Origin of the sequence: Chryseobacterium capnotolerans, assembly GCF_021278965.1 — a bacterium.
Lineage (GTDB): Bacteria > Bacteroidota > Bacteroidia > Flavobacteriales > Weeksellaceae > Chryseobacterium > Chryseobacterium capnotolerans.
In genome coordinates, this window is record NZ_CP065589.1 from 1,133,189 (window position 1) to 1,146,891 (window position 13,703).

The following is a 13,703-nucleotide window of genomic DNA, read 5'->3' on the forward strand; positions in this document are numbered from 1 at the left end:
CACTGATGCACTCCCTGATCACAAGAAATCTAAAAAACACACTATAATTAAGGATTTAATACCTTAGCAATAGAAACAGCATCTGCTATAGTATCCAGACTATAGATCTGGATTACCCCTTGTGTAGTGGCAGCCTGACCTAAAATATTCTGTTGGTTTTGTGCAGTTACTGCATTCTCAAACATAATTCCTGTGGAATGCGCTGCTGTTTGATATACGTTACTCAACGCTACAGCAGGAGATTCTGCTACTACTTTTACATTGGACTGCGTTACTGCGTCTGTAATTTGCTCGTTTACTGTTGAGCCAGCTTTTTCGTTAGCCATGATGATTATTGTTTATTTGGATTTAAAAACAACCGGATTTTCCAGTTGCTCGGATAATGATATTCTGCCTTTAGCAAAAATGAATTACGGATTAAGGATCTTAGCCATAGAAACCGCGTCAGCGATCGTATCCAGACTGTAGATCTGAGAGATTCCCTGAGTCGTTGCTGCCTGAGTAACAATGTTCTGTTGGTTCTGAGAATTCACTGCATTTTCAAACATGATTCCTGTAGAATGTGCAGCAGTTTGATATACGTTACTTAATGCCATTGCAGGAGATTCTGCTACTACTTTTACATTGGACTGCGTTACTGCGTCTGTGATTTGTTCGTTTACTGTTGATCCAGCTTTTTCGTTAGCCATGATGATTATTTTTTATTGGGTTTTAAAAACAGCCGGATTTTCCGGCCGTTCGGATGATGATAATTCTGCTTGTCGCAAAAAATGAATTAAGGATTAAGGACTCTAGCAATAGAAACTGCATCAGCAATGGTATCCAGACTATAGATCTGAGAAATTCCCTGTGTAGTTGCTGCTTGTGTCAAAATATTCTGTTGGTTTTGTGCATTCACTGCATTTTCAAACATGATTCCTGTAGAATGTGCCGCTGTTTGATATACGTTACTTAATGCCATTGCAGGAGATTCTGCTACTACTTTTACGTTCGACTGTGTTACTGCGTCTGTGATTTGCTCGTTTACTGTTGAGCCAGCTTTTTCGTTAGCCATAATGATTATTGTTTATTTGAGTTTAGAAAACAGCCGGATTTTCCGGTCGTTCGGATAATGATAATTCTGCTTTAGCAAAATATGAATTAAGGATTAAGGACTCTAGCAATAGAAACCGCATCAGCAATGGTATCCAGAGTGTAGATCTGAGAAATTCCCTGTGTAGTTGCTGCTTGTGTCAGAATGTTTTGTTGGTTTTGTGCATTTACTGCATTTTCAAACATGATTCCTGTAGAATGTGCCGCGGTTTGATATACGTTACTCAATGCTACAGCAGGAGATTCTGCTACTACTTTTACATTCGACTGTGTAACTGCGTCTGTGATTTGTTCGTTTACTGTTGATCCAGTTTTTTCGTTAGCCATAATGATTATTGTTTATTTGAGGTTAGATACAAACGGTTTTTCCGATTGTTAAAATGAGGTTCTGCCTTTAGCAAAAAATGAATTAAGGAGTAAGGATTTTAGCAATAGAGATCGCATCAGCGATGGTATCTTTGCTGTAAATTTGAGTAACACCCTGCGTTGTGGCAGCTTGCGTTAAAATATTATGTTGATTTTGTGCATTCATTGCATTTTCAAACATAATACCTGTAGAATGTGCAGCGGTTTGGTACACATTACTTAACGCTACAGCAGGCGATTCTGCTACTACTTTTACGTTCGACTGGGTTACTGCGTCTGTGATTTGTCCGTTTACTGGTGGCATAATGATTATTGTTTATGGGTTAGAAACAACCGGATTTTCCGGCTGAGAAAATGATTTTTTATTTAAAAACATTAAGGTCTCAGGATCTTAGCAATAGAAACCGCATCTGATACCGTATCCAGGCTATAGATCTGCAGAATTCCCTGAGTGGTTGCTGCCTGACCTAAAATATTCTGTTGGTTCTGATTCGTTACTGCATTTTGAAACATAATGCCTGTGGAATGGGCTGCAGATTGATAGACATTACTTAACGCCATTGCAGGAGATTCTCCTATTACTTTTACGTTGGTCTGCGTTACTGCGTCCGTGATTTGTTCATTGACTGTTGCCATAGTTGTAATTGTTTTTTTTGAGATATGATCTCGGTTAATAATTATTGAGGTAAACTAGTTTTCTATGATATTTTTAAACTCACAACAGATCCTGCAGATGAAATACATTTCAAAAGCATTGATATAGACTGGTAATTGATGATTAGATCTGAAGGGTGATTCTTATTACAATGGTTGAAACCATTATCTGTAAGATCTGTGCGAGTTTAAAGGATATTTTTAAAGCTCAACAAACAAAAAATGTTGTTGAAAAAAGGATGCGGCTACCATTTTTAATATCTGTCTTAAAAATGAATTCCTGTGGTACAGCTGCTGGCAATGTCGGATTCCTTTTGGGCTTGAAAATGGATTCTGAATGATTGTTTTTGAACATTGACAGCATTGAAAGACGGTGCAAAAATTGACGTTGACCTGATTGTATATATGGATAGCACCGGATCTTAATGGTTACAGGAAAGTAAACCGCATCCGTAGTATTAAGAAGTCGGGGTTAAAACCTGCCCTTTTTTAAAATTCCCAATTCTCTGTATTTCAGTTTTCCGGAACTCATTTTTTTCATGCCCATGACATTATTGGCTATTCCCATCATAGAGTCTCTTTGCTGATTTAATACAGAATTGATCTGCATTAATCCTGTAGAATGTGCACTTACCTGAGCAGAAATAGCCTGAGGTACTGCTGTGGACATTCCAGTGATTATTGTATTGATTTCGTTCATAATAACTATTGGTGTTTGATGATTTATGGTCGGATATTTCCAAATCTTGCGTTCAGCTTATTCATCCTGTCCACGATTTTGATCTCCTTCTGCCTTAGCTTTGCCGTGGAAGCTTCCTGAAGTTTTTTCAACTGTTCTTCATAATTCATAGAAGGAATTTCAGGAGGATTGGCTGCTGACGGAACCGGAGCCGCTTCTTGCTGTTTAACCGCTTCTTCCAGCTTTTGGAGTAAAGGAGCCAGTGACTTCATTGTTTCTTTGATTGCCTTTTCTTTGATGTAGTTAACGATTTCATCTTCATGCCTCAAAACAAAAGGCATAATCTCTTCCTGAACCATTTCAGGTTCAGTCACTGCTGCCGGCCGTTGGGCTACAGGAGTTTTCTGGGGAACTTTTCTGTTCATAAGTGTTGTTTTTAAGATTAAAATAGAATTACAGTAAATAATTAATGAATGCTGCTGCCGCTCTCCAATCCCGATTGAGATCCTGAACAACAATATATCCTACTGCTTCCAGGGCAATGCATGCAGAAATAGCATTTGCTGAAAGCATTTCTTTTAATTGATCCTGAGGCAGTTTCAGAATATAGTCACTTGGGAATAAAGTGTTTTTAGGATGACTTTCAGCTCCTTCGTTGACTATGATTCTCAGAATTTGTTGGAAATAGTGAGCAATCAGCCTGGAAACCTGAAATTCCAGTTCTCTTTTCAATTCCACAATTTGTTCGGTGGTTATTAAATCTGAAACTGCTGATACATCCACATCATGTACGGAATATAAAGCCTCTCCCGTATCAGAAGGAGTGATGGTAATATCTGTTTTGAGGATACATTTTGTCTTTTCAAGATTGATGGTAAGCAATTTTGAATCGGATTCCGGAGCTGCAATATCGCTCAATGTAGTAAGCGGGAGAATTCTTACATTACAGTAAAAAGCTTTGGGATCATCCAGTTTAATCATCACAACCGCTATTCCTGTCGCTTTTTCTTTAGGCTCTACCACAAAACATTGATAATTGGTATACTTTCTAGCGCTTCTACAGTTCACCAACCTGATTGTTGGCTGGATGTTGATGTCTGAGGTCTGGAGATTAAATACAAAACGGTCTGCATTATTTTCAGCTTTTTTGTGATCTGTACTTTTGGTATCCAGATAAGAGCTGTCATGTGCTCTGATCAAATAAAGGCGTTCATTTAAATCACTTAAACTCTCCAGATTTAAAATTTTAGCGGGTCTGGTTACTGATGAATAATTCATGTCTTATTATTTTTGAATTTGTTAATGAGTTGGGTTATTATTGTTTTTTTCTCTGTTTGCTCTTCAGTTTCCCCTGAAGTAATTATTGGTTTTACGAGTGGCTGTGTCAGTTTTACTGACTTCAATACTAATTTTCCCTCATGTGCAGCCGTGATAAAGTTTTTTCTCATATTTTCTTTCTCTGATGAGGTTTCTTCCTGAATGAGAGGTGGTGCTACCCGTTTTTTTTTTCGCTCTCCTCAGTCCCGTTAGGAACTTCTGTAAAAGAAGTAGGGGAGGAATGAGGTTCATTAGAGACAGGAAGCGTGTTGACATTATAAATAGTATTGGAAACTTTAGCTTTTACTTCTGCATAATCACTTACCATTTTAAATAAGTCTTTCATCATTTCATTTCCTTTTCCTGCATCTTGTCCCTGCAAAATTTCTGTTGGTGGAGTGGATGCCTCTTTACTGCCCGGAGCTGGCCCGAAAGTCGTTCCGTAGGTCAATAAATTATTAGCAAGTCTGCTCAATGCGATAAGACCGACCTGTTCAAAGCCCTTTAAAAAGGATTGTAAGTCCTGAACCATCATTCCTGTAGACTGTTCAATCATTACTTTTGTTACTCCGGTCATTGGGGAAGCCTTAGGAGGTGCCAGCACCTCACTGTTCACAAATACGACAGCTTTCTCCGCCGGAGTTGTGGCTTCCACTGCCTGAGATTGTGGGTTTTCACTGTTGAGTTCATTCATGATGGGAAGGTTTTAGGTTATCCTTTTAAAATTTTAATGGCATCAGCAACAATAGCTGGGTTGAGCTGATTCAAATTCTGCTGATTGGTTACCGAATTCTGAATGGAAATTCCACTGGCGTGGGTAGCCATCTGATAAAGCATACTCATGGCCTGTGCGGGAGATTCACCAAGCACGGTAACATTCGTCTGCGTTACTGCGTCTGTAGTCTGGTTGTTTACGGTGTCTGCCATATTTTGGGTTTAAATGGTTATTATTATTTTAATTTTTACAATCTTTTCATAAAGGTTTTTCTTTCAAACCAGTCATTATATTTTTTGACTGAGTCTTCAGAATAAGACTGTTGACCTCTTTTGTCTGATACAAATTTCATGAATAAAAATAGATCTTCATTAAGGGAAAAAACGGATTTTTTAAAAATAAGGGAATTCTCCTATGAGTGAATTTTGTGATTAAAAATGAAATGTTCTAATAATATATAGTGATTTTAATAGGATGGGTAATCCTAGTTAATAGTTATATACTAATGGGGTCCGATACTAAGAGTAAACCCTGAATTTCTAAAAATGGGGCGATCCCCTCTATTCTGTCATGGGCTTTACCTTGAAATTTGTTTGATAACCTATTAAATAATCAATAGTATGGATCCAACAAAAAAACAAGGGAAAAACCAAAAAAATAACCCTCATAGAGCCCAACCAATTCTTAATCCTAAGCTTAAATCTAAAGTACTCATACAACCCGGATATGCAACAGGAGATATGTTTGCAATAGCGGCTGCTTTAGTAGATGATGATGAACTGCATGTAATCATTACAAAAGGTAATGAAAATTGCAAAGATCCCACAGACAAAGCAGATTCTATTAAACAGTTTTATGAAGATTCAGGAATTGCTAAGAAGAGAATACATCTTGTAAAAGTAAGTAAATTAAGAAGCAATAATCAAGAATTAAAAGAAGCAATTTCTAAGCTTCGAGAACAAGAAGAAATTCCAGAAAAGAAGTGCCTCTTGGCTATGGGACGGATTATGTTGCCGAAAATTTTACAGCTGAAATGCAGGAAAAGCTAAGAGATGCATGGAAGGTTAATAGTAATGAAAGAGAAAATGATGCTATAAAAAAATGGTTGATAGAAAAGGGCATATCTAACAGGGGAGATCGTTTATTGATATTATGGTCACGGTTCAGTGGTAAGAATGGAGATATTCATATAGAACATGACACCAGTTATTTTGGAATCAGGCAGATTATAGATAGAGCAGTGGACATGTATGATGCTATCATGATCACAGGAGATAAGGCGTATCAGACGGAAAGAAGAGATACAGGTTGGAGAAAAAAAGACGATTCGAAGAAAAGAGGCCATCAGTTTGACGAAATTGCAGAAGAGGTTAAGAATAGAGTTGGAGTTTCTAAAGTTTTTAATATCACCGAATTCTGGAATGATGAAGATTCAAATGAATTACCCAAATGGGGTGGGAATACCCGAATGGGGCAATTTAAACTGTATGAATATTTTGAAACGCATTTTAAAGAGGTAAAACATCTTGGTTTCAGAAGTGGAAACCTCGAAGTAATGGCTATGTTAGGCTATAAAGTCTTGTATATGGAAGAATATGGCAGTATAGGTGGCGAAAGAATGGCTAAATGGAATGACAAGCGTGGGAAAATCCTTGATGAAAAAGGAATTTCTAAAGAGACAAGACTGGATATTGGATATCAACGAATCCTATTGAATGTTCTCCCAACAAGGACAGGTAAATATCTTCAGGATAAAAAAGCGGAGATCGTAAAAGAAGTTACTGAGAGAATCAAAGGAATGGATGAAGAAGAGAAAAATGAATTGGTTAGAAAAGACAAAATAAGAAATAAAAGAAATAAAATAAGAAAAGAAGAAACAGAAGAAGAAGTATATAAAAGAGTAATAAAAGAAGAAATAGATAAAGAAGTATATAAAAGAATAAAAGAAGAAAAAAATAGACCGACCATATTTTACTCCCGGTAAGAAGGATGGGACTCTAAAACCTAATGAGATACGTGATGAATACTTAAGAGGATTTGGTTACTCAGACTTGAATAGGCTTTTTGATGAATATATACGTCCTAAAGATTGGAAAGAAAATGAATTTACGATAATGAGAGAAAAGAAATATTATTTGGATAAGCGTACTACTGAAGATGCTAAAAGTTGGAATCAAAATGAAAGGGAAAAAAGAGCAGAGTTAATAGCAACTCAGCCCTCCTGAAAGGGTTAAAATCAAAGTGATACCGACAAATTAAAATCCGTATTTCTACGGTTTCCTATAGGAGACTTTATTCTGAGTTTTGCAGCGCGATAATCACGTACCTAAGTTTTATATGACTATACACCGAAATCCGGGACAGCATAAAAACTGTTCCGGATTTTAATTGTATGAATTAAAAACGATTTTCTGTTCTCAGATAAAGAAATATTAATTCTTAAAAAACTGTAAATTAGCGGTCGAAAATTAATTGAGAATACATTCCCCGCAATCTTTGTCATGTCTAAACTAAAAGCTGCAAGAGAACAGAAAAATCTGACCCAGGAAGAACTTTCAGAAAAGTCGAAGATTTCTGTAAGAACCATTCAAAGGATTGAAGCAGGTACAGAACCGAAAGGACACACTCTAAGAGCTCTGGCCCAAGCATTGGAAATAGAGGAAACTTCGTTGCAGGATATTATTATAATTCCTGATATGATTGATGAGGAAAAGAATGAAAGTATTCCAGAGATGAAGGAAGAACTGCAACCTGATATCAATTATTCTCTTATTAAGATCATCAATCTTTCATCTTTATTATTTACCCTATTACCACCATTGAATATTCTCGTTCCCCTTATTCTGATGTTTACGATGAAGCAGAGAAATAGTCTGGCTCGCCAGATCATTTCAATCCAGATGATATGGACAGTGATGGCACCGATTGTATTCATGCTGGGTATATTTTTAAAGCTGGGAAGAACATTTACTTTGGTTCTTATGATCGTGATTGTGCTCTCTAATATTTTTATTATTCTTCGCAATGCTGCAGAAATTGATCGTAATAAGAAATTGTATTTTCGATTGAAATTCAGTATGATATAAAACTTGTCGTCATTTTGTCGGGTTTTTGTCGGGTTCATTTTTCGTTTCGAAACAGATGGAAATATAATCTTTGTCAAAAATTTAATCATGACAAAGACAGCTTCATTGGCACTTCTTTTTTAACCTTTCTTTTTAATTCTATTCAGGCGCAATTACCCAAAAAAGATCCTCTTTATCGGGTTATTATGTCGAAGGATAGTCTGCTTTTTTCAGTAGGATTCAATACTTGTAATCTTAAACAAACTGAGGATATGCTCAGTGAAAATTTTGAGTTTTATCACGATAAAGATGGCTTTTCAGATAAGAAAAAATTCATTACTGATTTTAAAAACGGTCTGTGTAAAGCTCCCGATGTTTATCATGCTAAAAGAGTTTTGGTTGATAAAAGCACTCAGATTTTTCCAATGTATAAAGGTGGAAAAGTATATGCCGCTGTTCAGAATGGAGATCATTTGTTCTATGAAAAAGAAAGAAACCAACCCGAAAAATTAGTTGGAGAAGCCAGGTTTACCAATTTCTGGCTGTTGGAAAATGGAGACTGGAAACTCTCCAGATCACTGAGTTTTGATCATCATGCTAAAGAAACAATCGATCAGGAAACTGTTTTTAATAACGATCAGGAAATAGAAAACTGGTTGAAGGAAAATAAAATCCCAACTCTAGGGCTGGGAATTATCGAAGGCGGAGAACTTAAGCAGATCAAAGTTTTTGGGGACATTCAAAAGGGGAGTCCAGCTCCTTTTAATACCTATTTCAATGTAGCTTCCCTTACCAAACCCGTTACAGCAATGGTTGCATTACGCTTGATAAGCCTTGGAAAATGGAATTTAGATGAGCCTCTTGATACTTATTGGACAGATCCGGATGTTGCGAATGATTCAAGACATAAAAAGATAACAACAAGGCTCATTCTTTCCCACCAAACAGGATTTCCCAATTGGAGGTGGATGAATCCTGATAAAAAACTGAACTTTCAGTTTGAACCAGGAACACAATATCAATATTCGGGAGAAGGTTTTGAATATCTGCGAAAAGCCTTAGAAAATAAATTCAAAAAAACGTTGGATCAACTTGCTCAGGAATTAATCTTTCAACCCTTACAAATGAAAGAGACCAACTATATCTGGGATCAGAATACCGATGAATCAAGATTTGCAATCGGATATAATACAGACGGAAAACCCTATCCAATAGAAAAAAATAAAAAAGCCAATGCTGCGGACGATTTGCATACTACAATCGGGGATTATGGAAACTTTATGGTGAGTGTGATGAAAGGAAAAAATCTGAAGCCTGAAATATTTCAGGAAATGATCAAAAAACAGGTGAAAACGAAAGAAAGTAAGTATTTTGGGCTAGGTTTTGAAATTTATGATCTGGGTAATGGTGAATATGCTTTATCTCATGGCGGAGCAGATCAGGGAACAAGATGTATTGCTTTTGTGTTCCCAAAATCAGGGAAAGGAATTCTGATATTTACCAATGTAGATGATGGTTATAAAGTCTATGAAAAGCTGGTTATTCATTATCTTGGTAAAGAAGGAAAGAAAATTGCTGATATAGAGAATCGCTAAGTTTTTTCATTCAGATCTGGGAGATTATATTGTTTTTTAAACAATCATCTGTATTATGTTGGAAAACGCAATGGCGCAAAGAGTTTAAAATATCATGTTGCTTTAAGGCGCAAGAGAATCAAAGATTCTCAGTAAGAAAGATATTTTCAAATGATTCTTTTATATTTACTAGTAGATCAAACAGATCGCGCATTTTATTCTGCTTAATCTGCGTGATATGAAAAATGAAAGCAAAGTTATCCATCAGCTTAGAAAGAATCAATACAATTGATTCCCTCTTTGCTTCCTTAAAAGCATAACGGATTATAAATAAATCTTTGTGTTTTAAAATCAATAGAAAGCCTGTCATTCATTATGAAGACAGGCTTTGTTATTTTTATTTTACCTTTTCCAAAAGATATAATTTAGCACCGGAAAATGCCAACTTAGGCATCAGATTACCTTCCAGAACCATCGTCTTACTGTTAACGTCAATCACTGAAATATAATTATTGGAATTGTATTCAATATAGTTTTCTTTCTCTTTGGTGATCGGGTTTTTCCCGAATTCCAATGAGTATTTTACCCAATCTTCTTTATCCGTACTACAATGCACGGGTTTAAACTTAGATTTTTTAGCCTTAAAGATCATTTGGTCAAAGCCGCCTGCACATTCAGAAGAAAATGTACTTTCCGGATTCTGATCTTTAGTAAAATCTTCGAAAGAACCTTTGTAAACGCCCACTACCTTCCAGGTTCCATCTAAACGGTCTTCATCTATTTTACCTTTTGCTTTGCTTACTGCCCAGCTAATCCCATTCACCGTTCCTTTTACAGCCTTGTAGCCTATATTTACAGCTCCTGACACCACTTTGGTAGCAGTTCTTACCACGCAGGAATTGAGTACAAGAACAGCCGAAGCCAGAAATATCATTTTTTTCATATTGTCAAATTTTTTGCGAAGATAAGGTTTTAAGTTTAATAGAGTTGAAGGATGGGAGCTGGAAGAGGGGAGTTCCTTGAAATGTGGTTAATGTCTGGTTCTGTATTAAAATACTATTGGTTAACCTTATTGTAAACTGGAAATCAAGGTTGATTAAATGGTAACTTCCAGCTTCTGTAGGGTATTCAGTTTATATTTATTCTGCTGCGGGAGGTGTTTTATATTTTTCAAAAGTATAAACAAGATGGTAATAAGCCTTATTTTCATGATAGGTCTTGCCCATTGGATTTACCTCTTCACCTTGTAATAGAAGTTTCTTTTCAACTTGATTATTCCGATATTTTTGTAAAGTAGGGAGGAGATAAGAAACATTGGTGGTCTGCCATTGTTCATTATCGTGGATGAATAACCACTCATCAGCTTTTTTATTAAAATAGCAGGAAAGATGGCCGCCAAGTTTCTTCGGTCCCGAATACATCATTTTAAATCCCTTTTGGGTTAAAATGCTGTCAGTATTAGTCTTGTTTTCAATAAGTTTATACCAGATCTCAGAGGAGGTTAAAGTCTGTGCCGAAGACAGAAAAACTCCTGAAATTAATGCAATAAAGAATAGTTTATGATGTTTCATTTAGTTTAAATTAAATCAGTTTTTTAATCTGCTTTTTCTTTTCTCAACAGCTTTCCTGCTGGGCTGAAGTAAAAGTTGACATCCTTTTTCTGAAAAAATAATTCCCGACCATAAAGATAGGCATCATTATATTCTAAAGGGATAATGATTTTCATCTGGAAATCTGATAGCCCAAATAAACCATTTTTTCGGATAATAATGGTAGTATCGGTTAGAGACACCAGCTCAGTATCACTTAAGTTGATGATATATTGTCCGTTGTTATTGACCACTCCGTATTGATCTCCGATTCTTACAATAGCATAAAACTGGTTTTTATCATTCATAAAATGAAACCCATGAATTTCATCATACAGAAATGGAACAAGAGTCTTGTTTTCAATATTTATCAATCCTTTTTTGCCGTTCTTTTTTGCAGAAATAAGCGTACTGTACATCGGATCCAGATTTTCATATTCTATGGGAATCAATATCTTATTGTTGTCATCCACAATACCACTGAGGTCATTTTTAGTCACCTTTATAAACCCACTGGAGATCCCTATTGAACTGTAAGTATTGTCTAAACCTATGACCCATTCGCCTTTACTGTTCAGAATGCCATACTTTTCTGTACCGGGAATGTGTTCTTCGTTTCTTCTTCCAGATTCGTCATATTCATGGTCCGCTTTCGAAACTAAATAATAGCCATCCGTATTGTAGGTTGCTGAACAAAACTGAGGCGGGATGATATTGGTGCCATCAGAAAGATAGTAGCCAATAGATCCGCTGGCATTTTTCAATGGGTACAGCTCATTGTATTGTTGAGCATTGAACAAAAGGCAGGGAGCCAATAAAAGGATCGAAACTATTATTTTTTTCATTTTGATTGTAGTACATCTTAAAAGTACACATTATTGGGGGGATTTTATTCATCCTATTTTTTGTATTTTTAAAATAAGATTAATCATGATGAAAATATTCTCTTCTATACTCCTGTTTTTGTTGATGAGCTCGTGTTCTCCAAAAGTGGTCAGGCTGGCTGCTCCGGAAGATAAAGCAGATTTTGGGATCTCAAAACCTTCCAAGGCCCTGTTTTTTGTAGAGAATGAAAAGATTACAGCGTCTGAAGATCATATCCGCAGACATCAAGAAGTGGCAGACCGTCTTTACAGGCTATTTGGAGGAGCTACAGATAGGGTAATGATAGCCAGAACCAATGCTAAAACTTTTAAATTTTCCAATGGTACGACTACATGGTTTGTCAATATCCAAGACTTTCCGAAACGAACGGCGATGATTGTATTTGATGGAAACAATGAACCCATTATTGATTACAATCCCAAAAATTATGAACATTTGGTGAAAAAATACTTATCCGAAGACCTGAAAAAGAAGCAGGAAGCGGATAAAGAAAATAAGAATGCTGAAAAAGGAGCTTCTAACACGTGGAAATCTATTGATGCCGCTTCTTTCTCACCGGACCAAAAATATGCAGATCGCATTATCAATCACAGCAATACGGTCTATTACCCTTTGCTCTCCTTTGAAGATGGGGGGAACTGTAACGGACAGTTTCAAAACATCATTTACTCAGATGAAAAACAACAACATATAAGCTATAGTTCCCATGTTACCTACAGAAACGGAAGAATGCTGGAGTATGTATACACAAGGGAAGGGCTTGAAAATGTTCAAAAATATTACCTCAATACAGTAGGGTTATTGGATTCTATAGTCAGTTCTCAGAATGGTAAGAGGGAAATGAAGCTTAATTTCAAGTATCTGCCGGATCAGTTCATCATTCATTCAAATTATGGAGATAGGGAAGAGTTTCATCTTAATACAAAAGGACAGGTAAATGTAAAATATGATTTCAATAAAGAGAACAAAATGAAACGGGAGATCCATTATACTTATGATAATCTTGGGAGAGTTTTAAAAGAAGAAAGCATTCACAAAGGAGAATCTCCTGTCATTAATACTTATCAATATGATTCTGATAAAAAAAGAATGTATTCAAAACTAACCATCGAAGATAAAGAAGGGAAAATACATTCTGAAAATACAGTGAAGACGATCGATGGAAAACAAGTATTTACAGTGATGGCCAATGGAAAAGTTCAAAACAAATCTGTCTCAACATTGAATAGTAATTGTGAAGGAAAAGTAATTACCTATGATGGCACTGGGAAAGTGGTATCTGTAAGTGTTCAGCAAAGACGATAGTAAAGTATCTTTGCAAACCTCTAATGGGTAATACTCTTGGTTTGATTTTGTCCACTAATGCACGAATGAATAAAAAATTCGTGAATTAGGGGCCAAAAAATATCTTTAAGTATTTCGAAATTTTTGTATTAAAATCTGTGTAGATCCGGGCAAACTTGTGGTTTAAAATTATTCTTTTTGAAACGCAAAGTTTTAAGAGGAATGATGGAATATTTTAAGGAAGCTAAGCATGGCGACTTTGTCGCTGAAGAAGCTTTATGGTTAAACGTATGCTTAATAAGAATCAATTTCATTGATTCCACTCTTTGCTCCCTTTAAATATTACGGAATGAAGAAAAAACCTTTGCGTTTATAAAATCTCTTAATTTTTTAGCCACGAATTCACAAATCATTTTTTTATTCGTGCATTAGTGGCTAAAAATATTTTCAGTTTTTATATTAAAATCTGTGTAGATCTGAGCA

19 protein-coding genes are annotated in these 13,703 nt (G+C 35.9%); 5 read left to right on the plus strand and 14 right to left on the minus strand.

Going from position 1 to position 13,703, the window contains the following annotated elements:
• Positions 1 to 47 precede the first annotated feature (47 nt).
• The 11 genes from H5J24_RS05315 to H5J24_RS05365 form a co-directional block, all read right to left on the minus strand.
• Positions 48 to 326 (minus strand): RebB family R body protein, encoded by a 279-nt coding sequence (locus tag H5J24_RS05315; RefSeq protein WP_068944080.1) that lies wholly within the window; start codon positions 324 to 326, stop codon positions 48 to 50.
• 84 nt (positions 327 to 410) lie between these two features.
• The gene (locus H5J24_RS05320; protein WP_068944079.1) at positions 411 to 689 is read right to left on the minus strand and encodes a RebB family R body protein; all 279 of its coding nucleotides are present in this window, start codon (positions 687 to 689) and stop codon (positions 411 to 413) included.
• An 86-nt stretch (positions 690 to 775) separates the two neighbouring features.
• The gene (locus tag H5J24_RS05325; RefSeq protein ID WP_068944078.1) at positions 776 to 1,054 is read right to left on the minus strand and encodes a RebB family R body protein; all 279 of its coding nucleotides are present in this window, start codon (positions 1,052 to 1,054) and stop codon (positions 776 to 778) included.
• 86 nt (positions 1,055 to 1,140) lie between these two features.
• Entirely contained in the window at positions 1,141 to 1,419 is a 279-nt protein-coding gene (locus tag H5J24_RS05330) for a RebB family R body protein (RefSeq protein ID WP_068944077.1), read from the minus strand.
• 82 nt (positions 1,420 to 1,501) lie between these two features.
• Entirely contained in the window at positions 1,502 to 1,762 is a 261-nt protein-coding gene (locus H5J24_RS05335) for a RebB family R body protein (RefSeq protein WP_068944076.1), read from the minus strand.
• Between the two features lie 71 nt (positions 1,763 to 1,833).
• Positions 1,834 to 2,094, minus strand: coding sequence for a RebB family R body protein (locus H5J24_RS05340; RefSeq protein ID WP_068944075.1), 261 nt, complete (start codon positions 2,092 to 2,094; stop codon positions 1,834 to 1,836).
• Positions 2,095 to 2,584: 490 nt separating this feature from the next.
• Positions 2,585 to 2,812, minus strand: a complete 228-nt coding sequence (locus H5J24_RS05345) for a RebB family R body protein (RefSeq protein WP_068944074.1) — start codon at positions 2,810 to 2,812, stop codon at positions 2,585 to 2,587.
• 23 nt (positions 2,813 to 2,835) lie between these two features.
• Positions 2,836 to 3,216 carry a hypothetical protein gene (locus H5J24_RS05350; protein ID WP_068944073.1) on the minus strand — a complete coding sequence of 127 codons (381 nt, stop codon included), beginning with the start codon at positions 3,214 to 3,216 and terminating at the stop codon, positions 2,836 to 2,838.
• A 28-nt stretch (positions 3,217 to 3,244) separates the two neighbouring features.
• The gene (locus tag H5J24_RS05355; protein WP_068944072.1) at positions 3,245 to 4,069 is read right to left on the minus strand and encodes a hypothetical protein; all 825 of its coding nucleotides are present in this window, start codon (positions 4,067 to 4,069) and stop codon (positions 3,245 to 3,247) included.
• A gap of 214 nt (positions 4,070 to 4,283) precedes the next feature.
• Complete coding sequence (locus H5J24_RS05360; RefSeq protein ID WP_068944071.1) at positions 4,284 to 4,802, minus strand: hypothetical protein; 519 nt, start codon at positions 4,800 to 4,802, stop codon at positions 4,284 to 4,286.
• Positions 4,803 to 4,819: 17 nt separating this feature from the next.
• Positions 4,820 to 5,035, minus strand: a complete 216-nt coding sequence (locus H5J24_RS05365; protein ID WP_047400697.1) for a RebB family R body protein — start codon at positions 5,033 to 5,035, stop codon at positions 4,820 to 4,822.
• A gap of 408 nt (positions 5,036 to 5,443) precedes the next feature.
• Between H5J24_RS05365 and H5J24_RS05370 the strand changes: the two genes are divergently transcribed.
• The 4 genes from H5J24_RS05370 to H5J24_RS05385 all read left to right on the plus strand — a co-directional run bounded on the left by H5J24_RS05370 (position 5,444) and on the right by H5J24_RS05385 (position 9,483).
• Complete coding sequence (locus H5J24_RS05370) at positions 5,444 to 5,872, plus strand: hypothetical protein (RefSeq protein ID WP_232816096.1); 429 nt, start codon at positions 5,444 to 5,446, stop codon at positions 5,870 to 5,872.
• Positions 5,857 to 6,807 (plus strand): hypothetical protein, encoded by a 951-nt coding sequence (locus tag H5J24_RS05375; protein WP_232816097.1) that lies wholly within the window; start codon positions 5,857 to 5,859, stop codon positions 6,805 to 6,807. Before H5J24_RS05370 ends, H5J24_RS05375 begins: the two co-directional genes overlap by 16 nt.
• Before the next feature lie 517 nt (positions 6,808 to 7,324).
• Positions 7,325 to 7,909, plus strand: a complete 585-nt coding sequence (locus tag H5J24_RS05380; protein ID WP_068944069.1) for a helix-turn-helix domain-containing protein — start codon at positions 7,325 to 7,327, stop codon at positions 7,907 to 7,909.
• Positions 7,910 to 8,160: 251 nt separating this feature from the next.
• A complete protein-coding gene (locus H5J24_RS05385) occupies positions 8,161 to 9,483 on the plus strand; it encodes a serine hydrolase domain-containing protein (RefSeq protein WP_232816098.1) in 1,323 nt (440 codons plus the stop codon).
• A 376-nt stretch (positions 9,484 to 9,859) separates the two neighbouring features.
• On the opposite strand, the gene H5J24_RS05390 is transcribed toward H5J24_RS05385, so the two are convergent.
• From H5J24_RS05390 to H5J24_RS05400, 3 genes are all read right to left on the minus strand, one after another.
• Positions 9,860 to 10,405, minus strand: a complete 546-nt coding sequence (locus H5J24_RS05390; RefSeq protein WP_068944066.1) for a hypothetical protein — start codon at positions 10,403 to 10,405, stop codon at positions 9,860 to 9,862.
• A gap of 196 nt (positions 10,406 to 10,601) precedes the next feature.
• On the minus strand, positions 10,602 to 11,033 hold the full coding sequence (locus H5J24_RS05395) for a hypothetical protein (protein ID WP_068944065.1): 432 nt from the start codon (positions 11,031 to 11,033) through the stop codon (positions 10,602 to 10,604).
• A 23-nt stretch (positions 11,034 to 11,056) separates the two neighbouring features.
• Positions 11,057 to 11,896, minus strand: a complete 840-nt coding sequence (locus H5J24_RS05400; protein WP_068944064.1) for a WG repeat-containing protein — start codon at positions 11,894 to 11,896, stop codon at positions 11,057 to 11,059.
• A gap of 85 nt (positions 11,897 to 11,981) precedes the next feature.
• Here H5J24_RS05400 and H5J24_RS05405 point away from each other — a divergent pair, with 85 nt between their 5' ends.
• Positions 11,982 to 13,241 (plus strand): hypothetical protein, encoded by a 1,260-nt coding sequence (locus H5J24_RS05405; protein WP_141395713.1) that lies wholly within the window; start codon positions 11,982 to 11,984, stop codon positions 13,239 to 13,241.
• The last annotated feature ends 462 nt before the right edge of the window (positions 13,242 to 13,703 follow it).

Excerpts from the sequence above, each read along its gene's own strand:
- H5J24_RS05345 (WP_068944074.1), bottom strand. The coding sequence starts at position 2,812 with ATGAACGAAATCAATACAATAATCACTGGAATGTCCACAGCAGTACCT.
- H5J24_RS05360 (WP_068944071.1), bottom strand. The coding sequence starts at position 4,802 with ATGAATGAACTCAACAGTGAAAACCCACAATCTCAGGCAGTGGAAGCC.
- H5J24_RS05330 (WP_068944077.1), bottom strand. The coding sequence starts at position 1,419 with ATGGCTAACGAAAAAACTGGATCAACAGTAAACGAACAAATCACAGAC.
- H5J24_RS05370 (WP_232816096.1), top strand. The coding sequence starts at position 5,444 with ATGGATCCAACAAAAAAACAAGGGAAAAACCAAAAAAATAACCCTCAT.
- H5J24_RS05375 (WP_232816097.1), top strand. The coding sequence starts at position 5,857 with ATGCAGGAAAAGCTAAGAGATGCATGGAAGGTTAATAGTAATGAAAGA.
- H5J24_RS05340 (WP_068944075.1), bottom strand. The coding sequence starts at position 2,094 with ATGGCAACAGTCAATGAACAAATCACGGACGCAGTAACGCAGACCAAC.
- H5J24_RS05385 (WP_232816098.1), top strand. The coding sequence starts at position 8,161 with ATGCTCAGTGAAAATTTTGAGTTTTATCACGATAAAGATGGCTTTTCA.
- H5J24_RS05355 (WP_068944072.1), bottom strand. The coding sequence starts at position 4,069 with ATGAATTATTCATCAGTAACCAGACCCGCTAAAATTTTAAATCTGGAG.
- H5J24_RS05390 (WP_068944066.1), bottom strand. The coding sequence starts at position 10,405 with ATGAAAAAAATGATATTTCTGGCTTCGGCTGTTCTTGTACTCAATTCC.
- H5J24_RS05405 (WP_141395713.1), top strand. The coding sequence starts at position 11,982 with ATGATGAAAATATTCTCTTCTATACTCCTGTTTTTGTTGATGAGCTCG.
- H5J24_RS05365 (WP_047400697.1), bottom strand. The coding sequence starts at position 5,035 with ATGGCAGACACCGTAAACAACCAGACTACAGACGCAGTAACGCAGACG.
- H5J24_RS05320 (WP_068944079.1), bottom strand. The coding sequence starts at position 689 with ATGGCTAACGAAAAAGCTGGATCAACAGTAAACGAACAAATCACAGAC.
- H5J24_RS05315 (WP_068944080.1), bottom strand. The coding sequence starts at position 326 with ATGGCTAACGAAAAAGCTGGCTCAACAGTAAACGAGCAAATTACAGAC.
- H5J24_RS05325 (WP_068944078.1), bottom strand. The coding sequence starts at position 1,054 with ATGGCTAACGAAAAAGCTGGCTCAACAGTAAACGAGCAAATCACAGAC.
- H5J24_RS05335 (WP_068944076.1), bottom strand. The coding sequence starts at position 1,762 with ATGCCACCAGTAAACGGACAAATCACAGACGCAGTAACCCAGTCGAAC.
- H5J24_RS05400 (WP_068944064.1), bottom strand. The coding sequence starts at position 11,896 with ATGAAAAAAATAATAGTTTCGATCCTTTTATTGGCTCCCTGCCTTTTG.
- H5J24_RS05395 (WP_068944065.1), bottom strand. The coding sequence starts at position 11,033 with ATGAAACATCATAAACTATTCTTTATTGCATTAATTTCAGGAGTTTTT.
- H5J24_RS05350 (WP_068944073.1), bottom strand. The coding sequence starts at position 3,216 with ATGAACAGAAAAGTTCCCCAGAAAACTCCTGTAGCCCAACGGCCGGCA.
- H5J24_RS05380 (WP_068944069.1), top strand. The coding sequence starts at position 7,325 with ATGTCTAAACTAAAAGCTGCAAGAGAACAGAAAAATCTGACCCAGGAA.